This is a genomic window from Mycolicibacterium palauense (assembly GCF_002592005.1).
GTDB classification, from domain to species: domain Bacteria; phylum Actinomycetota; class Actinomycetes; order Mycobacteriales; family Mycobacteriaceae; genus Mycobacterium; species Mycobacterium palauense.
Window position 1 is genome coordinate 1 of sequence record NZ_NVQF01000117.1, and the last position, 13814, is coordinate 13814.

Annotated in this window: 15 protein-coding genes and 1 pseudogene; 7 read left to right on the forward strand and 9 right to left on the reverse strand. The window is 70.6% G+C overall.

Translation table 11 applies throughout. The features are described from left to right. Nucleotides 1-92 precede the first annotated feature (92 nt). From CSR00_RS27295 to CSR00_RS27320, 7 genes and pseudogenes are all read left to right on the forward strand, one after another. Nucleotides 93-584, forward strand: a complete 492-nt coding sequence (locus CSR00_RS27295; RefSeq protein WP_099025524.1) for a M23 family metallopeptidase — start codon at nt 93-95, stop codon at nt 582-584. A 491-nt stretch (nt 585-1075) separates the two neighbouring features. Next, a pseudogene (locus tag CSR00_RS31405) lies at nt 1076-1312 on the forward strand (glycosyl hydrolase); the annotation flags it as partial. A gap of 68 nt (nt 1313-1380) precedes the next feature. Next, complete coding sequence (locus CSR00_RS31410) at nt 1381-1719, forward strand: hypothetical protein (RefSeq protein WP_245906647.1); 339 nt, start codon at nt 1381-1383, stop codon at nt 1717-1719. Then, nucleotides 1716-3029 carry a PP2C family protein-serine/threonine phosphatase gene (locus CSR00_RS27305; RefSeq protein WP_099025525.1) on the forward strand — a complete coding sequence of 438 codons (1314 nt, stop codon included), beginning with the start codon at nt 1716-1718 and terminating at the stop codon, nt 3027-3029. The genes CSR00_RS31410 and CSR00_RS27305 overlap by 4 nt, the downstream gene beginning before the upstream one ends. After that, entirely contained in the window at nt 3026-4999 is a 1974-nt protein-coding gene (locus CSR00_RS27310) for a glycosyltransferase (RefSeq protein ID WP_099025526.1), read from the forward strand. Before CSR00_RS27305 ends, CSR00_RS27310 begins: the two co-directional genes overlap by 4 nt. Continuing rightward, nucleotides 4999-5340 (forward strand): STAS domain-containing protein, encoded by a 342-nt coding sequence (locus CSR00_RS27315; protein ID WP_099025527.1) that lies wholly within the window; start codon nt 4999-5001, stop codon nt 5338-5340. Before CSR00_RS27310 ends, CSR00_RS27315 begins: the two co-directional genes overlap by 1 nt. Beyond that, nucleotides 5327-5740, forward strand: coding sequence for an ATP-binding protein (locus CSR00_RS27320; RefSeq protein ID WP_099025528.1), 414 nt, complete (start codon nt 5327-5329; stop codon nt 5738-5740). Before CSR00_RS27315 ends, CSR00_RS27320 begins: the two co-directional genes overlap by 14 nt. 26 nt (nt 5741-5766) lie before the next feature. Here the strand turns inward: CSR00_RS27320 and CSR00_RS27325 are convergent, their stop codons facing one another. From CSR00_RS27325 to rplS, 9 genes are all read right to left on the reverse strand, one after another. After that, the gene (locus CSR00_RS27325; protein ID WP_099025529.1) at nt 5767-6681 is read right to left on the reverse strand and encodes a tyrosine recombinase XerC; all 915 of its coding nucleotides are present in this window, start codon (nt 6679-6681) and stop codon (nt 5767-5769) included. 18 nt (nt 6682-6699) lie between these two features. Further along, a complete protein-coding gene (locus CSR00_RS27330) occupies nt 6700-7554 on the reverse strand; it encodes a siderophore-interacting protein (protein ID WP_099025530.1) in 855 nt (284 codons plus the stop codon). Nucleotides 7555-7627: 73 nt separating this feature from the next. Next, nucleotides 7628-8788, reverse strand: a complete 1161-nt coding sequence (dprA, locus tag CSR00_RS27335) for a DNA-processing protein DprA (protein ID WP_099025531.1) — start codon at nt 8786-8788, stop codon at nt 7628-7630. After that, nucleotides 8785-10296 (reverse strand): YifB family Mg chelatase-like AAA ATPase, encoded by a 1512-nt coding sequence (locus CSR00_RS27340; RefSeq protein ID WP_099025532.1) that lies wholly within the window; start codon nt 10294-10296, stop codon nt 8785-8787. The genes dprA and CSR00_RS27340 overlap by 4 nt, the downstream gene beginning before the upstream one ends. After that, a complete protein-coding gene (locus CSR00_RS27345) occupies nt 10296-10664 on the reverse strand; it encodes a YraN family protein (protein ID WP_245906641.1) in 369 nt (122 codons plus the stop codon). Before CSR00_RS27345 ends, CSR00_RS27340 begins: the two co-directional genes overlap by 1 nt. A gap of 350 nt (nt 10665-11014) precedes the next feature. Continuing rightward, entirely contained in the window at nt 11015-11320 is a 306-nt protein-coding gene (locus CSR00_RS27350) for a DUF2469 domain-containing protein (protein ID WP_099025533.1), read from the reverse strand. Next, a complete protein-coding gene (locus CSR00_RS27355; RefSeq protein WP_245906643.1) occupies nt 11310-12110 on the reverse strand; it encodes a ribonuclease HII in 801 nt (266 codons plus the stop codon). Before CSR00_RS27355 ends, CSR00_RS27350 begins: the two co-directional genes overlap by 11 nt. Continuing rightward, the gene (gene lepB, locus CSR00_RS27360; protein WP_099025534.1) at nt 12111-12950 is read right to left on the reverse strand and encodes a signal peptidase I; all 840 of its coding nucleotides are present in this window, start codon (nt 12948-12950) and stop codon (nt 12111-12113) included. 63 nt (nt 12951-13013) lie between these two features. After that, nucleotides 13014-13355: a 50S ribosomal protein L19 gene (gene rplS / locus CSR00_RS27365; protein ID WP_099025536.1), complete on the reverse strand. Its 342-nt coding sequence runs from the start codon at nt 13353-13355 to the stop codon at nt 13014-13016. Nucleotides 13356-13814: the final 459 nt, after the last annotated feature.

The following is a 13814-nucleotide window of genomic DNA, read 5'->3' on the forward strand; positions in this document are numbered from 1 at the left end:
CCTTCACGCTGCCGCATCCCCACCCGGCAGGCCGTCCCCAACCGCCGCCGCCGGCGCTGGCGCCGTCCCGCCTGCGACGGTGAACTGGGCCGATGCACATTCTGCTGACGTTGGGCGTCGTCGCGCTGATGTGGCCGGCCCCGGCGGCACCCGCGGATTCCCGGCTGCAATGGCCCCTGCGGCCGGCCCCGGCGATCCTGCGGAGCTTCGACGCGCCGTCGCCGAACTGGTTGCGGGGACACCGCGGCGTCGACCTCGCCGGAAGTCCCGACCAGGCGGTGTTCGCCGCCGGCTCCGGCACGGTGGTCTTCGCCGGGACGCTGGCGGGCCGGCCGGTGATCTCGGTGAGCCACCCCGGCGGTCTACGCACCAGCTACGAGCCGGTTCGCCCGGGGGTACGCGCGGGCCAGCACGTGGACGCGGCCACCGCGCTGGGAGCCCTGCAGCCCGGGCACCGTGGCTGCGGCCGCCCCACCTGCCTGCACTGGGGCGCGATGTGGGGACCGGCGGCCGACGCCGCCTACGTCGACCCGCTGGGACTGTTGGCCGCAACCCCGATCCGGCTGCGTCCCCTGCGCGGATGAGCACCCCGCCCGGGACCGGGAAGTGTTTGCTGGCACTGCCCCCGCAAAGGCGGCCGGGGCCGGCGCCTCCGGGGCCGCGGAAACGGACCGAAGAGCAACCCGCGTTGACCGGATTACCACGCGGTCAGCGAATATAGTTAACCCGCGTCGCAGCGGTTCTTCGTGTGGGGAGACCTGCGAACGACACGTCACGGTTCGGTCCGTTGGGGGTGCGGGTGAGGGTTCCGACGTTAGCCACCGAACCCGTCCGGGGCGGTCGGCTGCGGTTCGGCGTCAGCATGGACGGTGGCCCGACCGACGAGGAGCGCATCCGGCAGTTGCACCACGTTCTCGGGGAGTACCCGTTGTCGGTGCTGTGGTTCGCCGACTTCGCCTGCCCGGCCCCGGCCGCCGAGGTGACCGCGGTCGCGCGCTCGGGCGCGCTGCCCGTGGTCACCTGGGAGCCCTGGCTGTGGCCCGGACGACGCGGAGCCGAGCATTCCTCCGTTGCGATGGCCGAGATCGGCACCGGCGTCCATGACGACCACCTGGCGGACTGGGCGAGCCGGCTGGCGGCCACGGCCACGCCGGTGTGGCTGCGTTTCGCCCACGAATTCAACGGTCACTGGTACCCGTGGTCGCCGAGCGCGGGCACCTCCCCCGACACCTATGTCCGCACGTGGCGCCACGTCCACGACGTGTTCCGCGACGCCGGCGCCGAGAACGTGCGCTGGGTCTGGGCACCCGGGACCACAACGCCGGGGATGGCGCCCCTGGCACAGTGGTATCCCGGTGACGGCTACGTCGACTCCTCGGCGTGGACGGCTACAACTGGGGGACCATCCGGCCCGACACCACCTGGATCTCACCGCAGGAGCTGTTCGGGGCGACGCTCGAGGAACTGCGCGGCCTCCGACCGGGGACACCGATCCTCGTCGCGGAGGTCGGCTGCGCCGAGGCCGGCGGTGACAAGGCCCGGTGGATCACCGATCTGGTGGCCTATCTGGACGGCCAGGGCGATGTCACCGGCTTCGTCTGGTTCGACCACGACAAGGAGACCGACTGGCGGTTGACCAGTTCGCGGCGCGCCGCCGCCGCGATGGCCGACGCGCTGCGCGCACGGACCCGGGACGCCGAGAGCGGGGTCCCGGCGTGACCGCCGAGATCGGCAGCACCCCCTGCTACACCCTGCCCGACGAACTCGAGCAGCAGCGGGTGCGCGCCGTCGAACAACTCAACCTGCTCGACTCCCCCGCCGAGGACCGCTTCGCGCGGATCACCCGGATGGCCCGCACCGCACTGCAGGTGCCGATGGCCGCGGTGTCGCTGATCGACCGGGACCGGCAGTGGTTCAAGCAGGTCGACGGCCTGGCGATGGCGTCCTCGATCCCGCGGGTCCAGACGGTGTGCCAGGCCACGGTCGTGCGCGGGTACGAACGCCCCACGGACCCGGCGCTGATCCTCGAAGACGCGGTGCGCTCGGAGTTCGCGAACATCCCGGGGATCGGCGGCGACGGCGGCATCCGGTTCTACGCGGGCTACCCGCTGCACGGCCCCGGTGGCCACGTGGTCGGCACGTTCTGCGTCTATGACGTGGTGCCCCGGTCGCTGACCGATGCCCAGCTCGACACGTTCAAGGAGCTGGCCTTGTGGGCCCAGCACGAGATCGAGCATTCCGACGATCTGGAGCGCGCGGCCCTCGTGCAGCGCCGGCTGCTGCCGGCGCCCCTGGGTGATCTGCGCGGGTACCGGCTTCGGGGCGTGTGCCTGCCGGCCCACGCCGTCGGCGGCGACTTCTACGACCACTACCGGCTGCGGGGCGGGATCACCCTGACGGTGGCCGACGTGATGGGCAAGGGCCTGGCCGCGGCGATGCTCACCGCCATGGTGCGCTCCGCGCTGCGGGTGGCCGCACAGGTGCTCGACCGGTCCGCCGGCGAATCCGGCCCGGCCGAGGCGGTCGGTTCGGTGGCGGCACAGCTCGAGGAGGACCTGGAGAGCACCGAGACGTTCGTGACGGTGTTCCACGGACATCTCGACGTCGAGACCGGGACGCTGCGTTTCACCGACGCCGGCCACGGGTTCGCCGCGCTCGTCCGCGGCGGAGGGGACGCGCGGCCGTTAGCCGGCCGGGGGCTGCCCCTGGGCGTGTTCCGCGGTGACGTGTGGGAATCCCAGACCGTCACCCTGGCGCCGGGCGACACCCTGGTGGTCTCCTCCGACGGCATCCTCGACCTCTTCGACGATCTTGGCGGTGACCTCGGCGGTGACCAAAGCGGCGATGTCCTCGGCGATGTCCTCGGCGATGTCCTCGGCGATGCGGACGGCGTCGGATTCGCCCTGGACTTCTTCAGGCGGCACCCGGACCCCGACGAGCTGTGCGCCCGGATCCGGGCGCTGGCCGCCGCCCACCCCACGCTCGACGACATCACGGTGGTGGCGCTACGCCGGGATCCGGCCTCATGAGACACCGCCTGCCCGAGAGCTCCCGCGGCAGCTATCCGTCGCCGTGGATGCGGATGCTCATCCTGGTGACCGCGCTGCTGGGAATCAACTACATCGCCTGGCGCTGGCTGGCGTCGATCAACTGGACGGCCTGGTGGATCGCGGTGCCGCTGGTGATCGCCGAGACCTACAGCGTCATCGACTCGCTGCTGTTCGGGTTCACCATGTGGCGGCTGCTGCGCCGCTCACCGCCTCCGCCGCCACCGGAGGGTGCCACCGTCGACGTCTACATCACCACCTACAACGAGCCGATCGAGATGGTGCTGCAGACCGCGCAGGCCGCCCGACGCATCACCTACCCGCACTCGACGTGGATCCTCGACGACGGCGAGCGGGCCGACCTGGCCGAGGCGGCCGCCGAACGCGGCATCGGCTACATCACCCGGTCGGCGAGTTGGTCGGACAAACCCCGGCACGCCAAGGCCGGCAACCTCAACAATGCACTGATGGAGACCGACGGCGAGTTCATCCTCGTCCTCGACGCCGACCAGGTCCCCGAGCCGCAGATCCTGGACCGGACGCTGGGCTACTTCCGCGACCCGCACATGGCCCTGGTCCAGACTCCGCAGTACTTCCACAATGTCCCGTTCAGCGACCCGCTGGGCAGCCAGGCGCCGTTGTTCTACGGGCCCATCCAGCAGGGCAAGGACGGGTGGAATGCGGCGTACTTCTGCGGCTCCAACGCCGTGCTCCGCCGCGAGGTGTTGATGCGCCTGGGTGTCCGCGGCTACGTCGACGCCGTCGAGGACGGGGTGAGCCGCACCGTCTATGCCGCCGAGAAGATACTGAAGAAGGCCCGCCGGCAGGCCGGTTCCGACGAGCCCCATGTTCGCGCGGCGCTGGACTCGGTGCGCGAGGCGGTGCGTGAGGCCCGCGCCCAACTACGCCACGAGCACCCGCTGGCCGAGATCACCTTTGAGTTCCAGCAGCGCGTCGATGCCGCCACCCGCACCCTGGTCGAGTCCGACATGAGCGCCATCGCCGACGATCTCGCGGTGATCGAGGAGCTGGGAGAGGATTCCGAAACCTCTTCGACCCCCTTCGTTTTCGACGACGAGACGCTGGCTTCACTGGCGGGCCGGGAGTGGTCCCCGCTGGGTGCGCTGGAGTCCATCCGGGCGATGATCCAGGCGGTCGACGTCGGACGCGGCGACGAGGCGCAACCGTTGTTGCCCATGGCCACCATCTCGGTCACCGAGGACATGGCGACCTGCATGCGCATGCACGCGATGGGCTGGAACTCCGCGTACCACCACGAGGTGCTGGCCCGCGGGCTGGCCCCCGACGACGTGCGAACCATGCTGACCCAGCGCCTGCGGTGGGCCCAGGGCACCGTCCAGGTGATGCTCAAGGAGAACCCGCTGGTGCAGAAGGGGCTCAGCATCGGGCAGCGGCTGATGTACTGGGCCACGATGTGGAGCTACCTGGCCGGATTCGCCGCGCTGGCCTACATCGCGGCGCCCGCGATCTATCTGATCTTCGGTGTGATGCCGGTGCAGGCCTACAGCTGGGACTTCTTCGGCCGGCTCATTCCTTTCCTCGTGCTCAACCAGCTGATGTTCATCATCATCAGCCGCGGCACCCCGACCTGGCGCGGCCAGCAGTACAGTCTGGCGCTGTTCCCCGTGTGGATCCGCGCCTGCGTCACCGCGTTCCGCAACGTGTATTTCGGGCGGCCCCTGGGCTTCGCGGTCACCCCGAAGACCCGGCAGGAAGCCGGCCGCATTCCCTGGCACCTGGTCAAGTGGCAGCTCGCCGCGATGGCGATGCTGGTGGTGGCCTCCGCCATCGGGATCGTGCAGCTCTATTTCGGCGCGATCTCGGTGCTGGGCGTCGGGGTGAACCTGTTCTGGGTGATGTTCGATCTCCTCATTCTCAGCGTGGTCGTCCAGGCGGTGCGCTACCGCGGTCATCCAACGGAGGGAGTCTGATGGGTCAATATCCCACTCGCAGTACGGCATCCGGGGCCGTGGTGGTCCGCCCCGACGGGCGGCTGAACATGGTTGCCGCGCCGGCCCTGCGAAAACAGCTGCACGCGCTGATCGACGGTGGCAACACCCGCGTCGTCGTGGACCTCAGCGGAACCGAGTTCATCGACTCGTCCGGGCTCGGTGCGTTGATCTCGGGACTGAAGGTCGCCCGTCAGGCCGGCGGCGACCTGCGCATCGCCGCACCGACACGTCAGGTCGTCACCGTCCTGGAACTGACCAACCTCAACCGGGTGTTACGCACCCACGAGTCACCAGATGTGGCTTTCGATGACCCGTCCTAGACGGACCTACGTCCTGGAGACCATGACCGGCCCCGGAACCCTGGAGGCCGTCCAGCGCACGCTCGACGAGCTGTGGGCCGATCGGGATGTTCCGGAGCTGGCGCGCATGCACATGGACCTGGCGGTCAGCGAGATCGCCGCCAACATCATCGAGCATTCCGGCGGCGGACGGTCGGTGCGTCTGCACATGGAGGTCTCCGCGGCCGCGGACGCGGTGACGGTGATCTTCACCGACGACGGCCATCCCGCACCCGTGGACCTGCGACCCGCCGAGATGCCCGACGAGATGTCCGACCGTGGGCGCGGGTTGGCGATCGCGCACCGGGTCCTCGACGAACTGTCCTACCGCCGCGACGAGCAGGGCAACCACTGGACCCTGCTGCTGCGACTCACCGAATAGCCGCGACGACCGGGGCCGGTGTGCCGCTAGGCCCTCGGATGCGCCTGATCGTGCACGGCCCGCAGCCGCGCCACGGTGACATGGGTGTAGAGCTGGGTGGTGGCCAGCGTGGAATGGCCCAGCAGCTCCTGTACCACCCGCAGGTCGGCACCGCCCTCGAGCAGATGGGTGGCCGCGCTGTGGCGCAACCCGTGCGGGCCCATGTCGGGGGCGTCGCCCACCGCGGCCACGGTCTGATGCACCACCGTGCGGGCCTGGCGCGGGTCCAGCCGTCCCCCGCGGGCGCCGAGCAGCAGCGCCGGGCCGGAGCGTGCTGTCAACAGCTCGGGTCGCCCCCGCTCCAGCCAGTCCCGCAGCGCCGCGGCGGCGGGGACGCCGAACGGGGCGCTGCGCTGCTTGTCACCCTTGCCCAGCACCCGCAGCAGCCGGCGGTCGACGTCGACATCGTCGATGTCGAGCCCGCACAGCTCGCTGACCCGGATGCCGGTGGCGTACAGCAGCTCCACGATCAACCGGTCACGCAGCGCGACGGGATCACCTTCCTGGGCACCGGATTTCGCCGCCGCCATGGCGTCCAGCGCCTGGTCCTGACGCAGCACCGAGGGCAACGTGCGGTGCGCCTTGGGCGTCTGCAACCGGACCGCCGGATCGGAGTCGAGATAACCGCGGCGCGCGGCCCAGGCGGTGAAGGTCTTGACCGTCGAGGTGCGCCGGGCCAGCGTCGTGCGCGCCGCACCGGCGGCGGCCTGCCGGCCCAGCCACGACCGCAGGACCGGCAGGGACAGCGCGCTCAGATCGCCGCCCGGCGCGCGCTCGGCGACATACTCGAACAGTGACCGCAGGTCGCCGAGGTAGGCCCGTCGGGTGTGCACCGAGCGGCCCCGTTCCAGCGCGAGGTGATCGGCGAATTCGTCGAGGACGGCGTCGAGCGGCGGGTGCACGTCCCTACCGTGACAGACTCACGCCGGATTGCCCGTCTCCGCCTCGGCGAGTTCGCGTTTCCATTGCCGGAAAGTCTCCTCGGTGCGGCCGCGACGCCAGTATCCCGAGATCGACGACGCCCACTTCGCGTCGACACCGCGTTCCTTGCGGATATAGGGCCGAAGGTTGTGCATGACGGCCTGGGCCTCACCGTGGATGAACACCTGCACCTGCCCGGGCAACCACTGGGCTCCGCGGACCGCCTCGATCAGCGGCGCGTGGTCGCCGGCGCTGCTCTCGGGCACCAGATCGGCGCGCCCGCCGCGGTAGACCCAGGTGAGCTCGACGCCGTCGGGGACGGGCAGGTCGATCTCGTCGTCCGGGGTCGCGATCTCGACGATCACCTTGCCGACCGCGTCGGCGGGCAGCGCCTCCAGTGCCGCAGCGATCGCCGGGAGAGCGGCCTCGTCCCCGGCGAACAGGTACCAGTCCGCGTCCGGATCCGGCGAGTAGGCCCCGCTGGGTCCCATCAGGTAGGCGGGGTCGCCGGGCTGGGCGTGCAGCGCCCACGAGCCGGCCACGCCGTGTTCGCCGTGGGTGACGAAGTCGATCGTGATCTGGCGTGCGTGCGGGTCGGCGCGGCGCACGGTGTAGGTCCGCACGGTTGGCTGGTGGGTGCGGTCCAGCTCCGAAAAGCTGTCCATCGTCAGAGGTTTGGGAAGGGCTCCGACGTCTACACCGTGCGGGACGAACACCAGCTTGACGTAGGAATCGGTGTGCTCGCCGGGGGTGAAGGTGTCGAACCCGGGACCACCGAGGACCACGCGCACCATGTGCTGTGTGAGGTGTTCGGTGCTGACCACCTCGAATGTGTGTATCGGTCGACCGGCCACCAGCGCCCTCTCGTCTCCTCCAAACGGACCCACCCGACTATACGAGCCGGGCCCGCACACCAGTGCGCTACAGTCACCGGTCCCCTGCTCCGGGGCGGGCCCTCCGGCGCGGCAGACGCCACCGCCCGTCCTCCTGCTCGATTCGACCGGCGACCTCCAGCAACGCCAGCGGGCCCAGCACCCGCTGCGCCGGTAGGCCCGAACTTGCGGCGATCTCGGAGACACTGCTCAGGCCCCTCGCCGGAAGTGCCTCATAGACGCGCTGTTCGGCTTCGGTGAGACCGTCCAGCGGTCCGCTGGGGTGCGCCGGTTCGTCGGCCAGTTCGCCGCTGCGTCCGACGATCTCGATGATTTCGGCGGCCCGGGTGACCACCACCGCGTTGCCCCGCATCAGCTGGTGGCAACCCGCCGAGGCGGCCGAGGTCACCGGGCCCGGGACCGCCGCGACCACGCGGCCCAGCGACTCCGCCCACGATGCGGTGTTGGCGGCTCCGCTGCGCAGACCGGCCTCGACCACGACGGTGGCACCGGCCACCGCCGCGACCAGGCGATTGCGGGTCAGGAAGCGATACCGCGCCGGACGCACTTCCGGCGGATACTCGGTGAGCAGCAGACCCGTCCGGGCGATCCGGTGCAGCAGCGCAGAGTGTCCGGCCGGGTAGGCGACGTCGACCCCGCCGGCCAACACCGCCACGGTGACGCCATCGGCGGCCAGCGCGGCGCGGTGGGCGGCTCCGTCGATGCCGTAGGCACCGCCGGAGACCACCGCGACGTCCTCCTCGACCAGCCCGGACGCGAGGTCCGCGGCCATGTGTTCGCCATAGGACGTGGCGGCCCGGGTTCCCACGATCGCCGCGGAGCGTTCGGCGATCTCATCGAGGCGGGCCGGCCCGCAGGCCCACAGCACCATCGGTGGGTACCGTCCCGGCTTGGGCGGAGACTCCCCGGCGACGAACGCCCGAAACGCCAGATGCGGCCATTCCGGGTCATCCGGTGTGATCAGCCGGCCGCCGCGGCGGTCGAGAATCTCAAGATCGCGGTCCGCGCGATCGATGTGGCGGCGGGCCTGCACCAGGGGCCCGAGCGGTTCGGGCACATCGTCGGCGCGGATCCGGCGAGCGGCGTCCTCGGGCCCCTCGGCGGCGACGAAGGCCGCCAGCTGCGGGCACGGCGGCTCGGCGACGCGCGCCAGGTACGCCCACGCCTCCCGTCGTCGCGCCGACCCGGCGGTCACCGGGCGGCTCCGTCCTGCCGGAAGCTCAACGCGGTGGCGACGTCGTCGGGACTCGGTGAGCCGCGCCCGCCCAGATCGCACAGCGACCACGCCACCCGCAACGTGCGGTCGGCTCCGCGGATGCTGAGCAGGCCACGGTCGACCGCCGCGCGCAACGGTGCCATGGCCTGGGACGCGGGCCGAAACCCCCGCCGCAGGACCGGTCCGGGCACCTCGGCGTTGGTGCGAACGCCCAGCACCTTCCACCTCTGGGCGGCGGCCTCCCGGGCCGCCGCCACCCGCGCCCGCACCGCCGAGGTCGGTTCACCGGCCTCGCTGTTGAACGCACCCGCCTTCAGCGGATGCATCTGCAGCCGCAGATCCACCCGGTCCAGCAGGGGTCCGGACAGCTTGCCCAGATAGCGGCGCTTCACCGCGCCGGCGCAGATGCAGTCGCGGGGGTCGGCCGGGGCGCAGGGGCACAGGTTGGCGGCCAGCACGAGCTGAAACCGGGCGGGATAGCGGGCCAGTCCGTCGCGGCGGGCCAGCCGGACCTCGCCGTCCTCCAGTGGTGTGCGAAGCGCTTCCAGGACGTTGGTGGCGATTTCGGCGCATTCGTCCAGGAACAACACCCCGCGGTGCGCCCGGCTCACCGCCCCCGGACGCGCCATTCCCGAGCCACCGCCGACCAGGGCAGCGACGGTCGCGGTGTGGTGCGGCGCGACGAACGGCGGGCAGGTGATCAACGGGGTGGTCTCCGACAGGGTGCCGGCCATCGAGTGGATGGCGGTCACCTCCAGCGCCTCCTCCTCGGCGAGGACCGGGAGAAGACCGGGAAGACGCTGGGCGAGCATCGTCTTGCCGATACCCGGCGGGCCGGTCAGCATCAGGTGGTGCGCGCCCGCGGCGGCCACCTCGACGGCGAACCGGGCCTGGGGCTGCCCGACCACGTCGAGGAGGTCGGCGGCGTGCCGCTCGGCGGGCCTGCCGCCGACCACCCGGTCACCCAGGCGGCCGGCCCCGTCCAGCCAGGAGCGCAGCTGACCCAAGGTGGCCGCCCCGAGCACCTCGATCCCCTCGACCAGGCTGGCCTCGGCGAGGTTGCCGACCGGCACCACGACCGTCTGCCAGCCCTCGCGCTGCGCGGCCAGCACCGCGGGCAGCACCCCGCGCACCGGCCGGATCCTGCCGTCGAGTGCGAGTTCACCCAGCAGCACCGTCTTCTCCAGCTTGGGCCATGCCCTCTTGCGCCCCGCCGAGAGCACCGCGGCGGCCAGCGCGATGTCATAGACACTGCCCACCTTCGGCAGCGTCGCCGGGGAGAGCGCCAGGGTCAGCCGGGACATCGGCCACTGGTCGCCGCTGTTGGTGATGGCCGAGCGCACCCGGTCGCGGGACTCCTGCAGGGCGGCGTCGGGCAGCCCCACCAGGTGCACTCCGGGCAGGCCCGAGCTGATGTCGGCCTCGATCTCGACGACCTCGCCGTGCAGTCCGTTGACGGCGATCGCGTACGCACGCCCGAGTGCCATCAGCCGACACCCACCACGTGCGTGAGTTCCGGACCGTGGCCCCGGGCGACGCGCACGCCGATGACATCGATACGCACGCCCGACCACCGCCGATCGTTCTGGGCCAGCCACAGCGCGGCCAGCCGGCGCAGGCGGCGAACCTTGTCGCGGGTGACCGCCTCGGCGACGCCGCCGTACCCGTCACCGCTGCGGGTCTTGACCTCCACGAACACGACCGTCCGCGTGGCGGGGTCGGCGGCGACGATGTCGAGCTCGCCGTAGCGGCACCGCCAGTTGCGTTCCACGATCCGCATACCCTGCGCCGCCAGATGGTCGGCGGCCAGCTTCTCCCCCAGGGCTCCGAGCTGTGCCCGTGTCAACGCAGTCAAGTCCGTAGTCGGGTCCGTGGTCGGGTCCGTGGTCGGGTCCGTGGTCAGGTCCGTAGTCATGTCCTTGGTCATGGCGGCAGCATCCGGCCGCGCCCCGACATCGCGTCTGCGCACCCTGCCCGCGCGGGCCGGATCCGGCGGGGTTGTCCCCAATCGGAGAGTCATCCACAGGGCGGAGTGCACCGAGGGCCCCGGGGCAAGGGCCGGTGAAAGGTCCGCTGGAAGGTCCGCTCAGAGATCCCTACCAGGCAAGACGGCCGGTGATGTCGCCGGCGATATCACTTTCCATGGCGCGTTGCCGGCGCCGGCCGGGGTCCCGTCCGGACGCGCACGGCGCCCGGCCGCGCCGGTTACTCCGGCAGCCGCAGCTCGGGCTTCTCGACCTCTTCGATGTTGACGTCCTTGAAGGTGATCACCCGCACCTGTTTGACGAACCGGGCCGGCCGGTACATATCCCAGACCCACGCGTCGGCCAACCGGAGTTCGAAGTAGACCTCGCCGTCGGCGTTGCGCGGGATCATCTCCACGCTGTTGGCCAGATAGAACCGGCGCTCGGTCTCGACGACGTAGCTGAACTGTCCGACGATGTCCTTGTACTCGCGGTACAGCGAGAGCTCCATCTCGGTTTCATACTTCTCGAGATCCTCAGCGCTCATCTGCCCAGTCGTCCTTCTGTCGGTGCGTTTCCCATCTTCCTCCACCCACGGTCACTGCGCTCTCCACCCCCGGCCCCTGGCCATCCATCGTCTCCTCACCCTCGCCACACCCCTCCACGATGTCGACCGCCCGTGCTCCACTCGCCGCCCGGCGCACATTGATGAACGAATAACGATGCTGATCACACGGGCCGAATTCGGCCAGGGCCGCCGAATGCGCCGACGTCGAATAGCCCTTGTGCTCGGCGAATCCGTAGCCCGGATACTCACCGTCCAGCCGGACCATCCACCGGTCCCGGCTGACCTTGGCCAGCACGCTGGCCGCGGCGATACACGCCGCCGCGGCGTCGCCGCCGATCACCGGCAGTGAGGGCACCGACAGCCCGGGGACCCGGAAACCGTCGGACAACACATAGCCGGGCCGCACGCTCAGGCCCGCCACCGCGCGGCGCATGCCCTCGATGTTGGCGACGTGGACCCCGCGCCGATCGACCTCCGCCGAGGGGATGAACACCACGTGGTAGGCCAGGGCGTAGCGCCTGATCAGCGGGAACAGTCGTTCCCGCTCCTTCTCGCCCAGCTTCTTGGAGTCGTCCAGCGCCGCCAGGCTGTCCAGCTTGTTGGGACTCAGCACGCAGGCGGCCACCACCAGCGGTCCCGCACAGGCGCCGCGGCCCACCTCGTCGACCCCGGCGACGGGGCCCAGGCCGTTGCGGTACAGCGCAGACTCCAGCGTGCGTAACCCCGACGATCGGCGGATGACGGTGCGCGGCGGCCAGGCAGCGGGCATCTAGCCACCCTGCTGCGGATTCACCGAGTCGACACCGCCCCAGCGCCCGGGCGGCCAGGCGATGAACCGCGCCTTTCCGATGACGTTGTCGACGGGCACGGTGCCGTTGGTCGGATCACCGGTGCAGATCAGACCCTTCTCCGCGTCCGCGGGGAGGCTGGTGCAGTGTGCGCGCGAATCCGCGGAGTGGGTGCGGTTGTCACCCATCACCCACAACCGCCCCTGCGGGACGGTGACCGGACCGAACTCGTTGCCCAGGCACGGATAGATCGCCGGGTCGGCCATCATGGTGTCCGGGTCGAGGTAGGGCTCGTTGAGGCGTTTTCCGTCCACGGTCAGCCCCGTGTCGGCGCGGCACTCCACGGTCTGGCCGCCGACCGCGATCACCCGCTTCACCAGGTCGTTCTCGTCGGGCGGGACGAAGCCCACCACCGACAGCGCGTTCTGGACGAAACGCAGAACCGGGTTGTCGGAACGAATCGACTTGTAGCCCACGTTCCACGCCGGCGGCCCCTTGAACACGACGACGTCACCGGGCTCCGGCGAGCTGAAGTCGTAGGTCACCTTGTCGACCATGATCCGGTCGCCGACGCATCCCGGGCAGCCGTGCAGCGTGGGTTCCATCGACTCGGACGGGATCAGGTACGGCCGCGCCACGAAGGTCAGCATCACGTAGTAGAGCACCAGCGCGATGGCGACCAGTATGGCGCCCTCGCGCAGCGCGCCACGCTTCTTGGAGCCGGACTTGCCCTCGTCGGGGGACGACTCGGCCGACTCGTCTCCGGCAGCGGGCCGGTCGGGGTCGGCGGAGTCCGAGGTCTGGGTCACGGGATCAGCCACACGGTCAGCGTAGTCACGGGCACCCGGACACCGGGGCCACGGTCACCCCCGCGCCGCGTGCCGTCAGCGCTTCTCCTTGATCTTGGCCTTCTTGCCGCGCAGCTCACGCAGGTAGTACAGCTTGGCCCGGCGGACGTCGCCGCGGGTCACGACCTCGATGTGGTCGATGGTGGGTGAGTGCACGGGGAACGTGCGCTCGACGCCGACGCCGTAGCTCTCCTTACGAACGGTGAACGTCTCGCGAACGCCGCCGCCCTGGCGGCGGATGACCACACCCTTGAAGACCTGGATGCGTTCCTTGGTGCCCTCGATGACCTTCACGTGCACGTTGACGGTGTCGCCGGGGCCGAAGGTAGGGATATCCTCGCGCAGCGACGCCTGGTCGACGAAGTCCAGCGTGTTCATCGGTGACTCTTCCTTGCGGTCGCGGCCCGGCAGCCACAAGCCTGCACAACGCAGACCGGTGCCGAGCCGATGTTCGGGCTTTCGGTGTAATCCCGCTGCAGGCGACATTCGGCCCGCGCGGACAACTGCTCAATTGTGCCAGACGTCGAGCACGCAGCGAAATCGCGTCACCGGGGCCGATGGTGAAAGGCCGATGGTTCGTCTCTCGAACCAACTGCGCGGCACACCCCCCGACCAGCTAGGATTCTGTCCCACAGGGGGTGCCCGTTTCCAGCGTTCTCACGTGACGAGGAGCAGCATGCGTCGGCGGCCTGCGAACGTGGTCAAGGCCACCGCGGCGCTGGCCAGCGTGGCGCTTCTGACCCTGTGCGCCGGGTGCGAGGCGCGTGTCTACGGGGCGCCGGGCCAGAAGCCCGCGGCCCCGATGCTCACCCTGGTGGCGGTCGCTTATACACATCT

What these genes read in the sequence shown, in the direction of transcription:
- rplS (WP_099025536.1), bottom strand. Translation starts at nt 13,355, where the DNA reads ATGAACACGCTGGACTTCGTCGACCAGGCGTCGCTGCGCGAGGATATC.
- CSR00_RS27350 (WP_099025533.1), bottom strand. Translation starts at nt 11,320, where the DNA reads ATGAGCGCTGAGGATCTCGAGAAGTATGAAACCGAGATGGAGCTCTCG.
- CSR00_RS27310 (WP_099025526.1), top strand. Translation starts at nt 3,026, where the DNA reads ATGAGACACCGCCTGCCCGAGAGCTCCCGCGGCAGCTATCCGTCGCCG.
- CSR00_RS27320 (WP_099025528.1), top strand. Translation starts at nt 5,327, where the DNA reads ATGACCCGTCCTAGACGGACCTACGTCCTGGAGACCATGACCGGCCCC.
- CSR00_RS27340 (WP_099025532.1), bottom strand. Translation starts at nt 10,296, where the DNA reads ATGGCACTCGGGCGTGCGTACGCGATCGCCGTCAACGGACTGCACGGC.
- CSR00_RS27295 (WP_099025524.1), top strand. Translation starts at nt 93, where the DNA reads ATGCACATTCTGCTGACGTTGGGCGTCGTCGCGCTGATGTGGCCGGCC.
- CSR00_RS27355 (WP_245906643.1), bottom strand. Translation starts at nt 12,110, where the DNA reads ATGCCCGCTGCCTGGCCGCCGCGCACCGTCATCCGCCGATCGTCGGGG.
- CSR00_RS27315 (WP_099025527.1), top strand. Translation starts at nt 4,999, where the DNA reads ATGGGTCAATATCCCACTCGCAGTACGGCATCCGGGGCCGTGGTGGTC.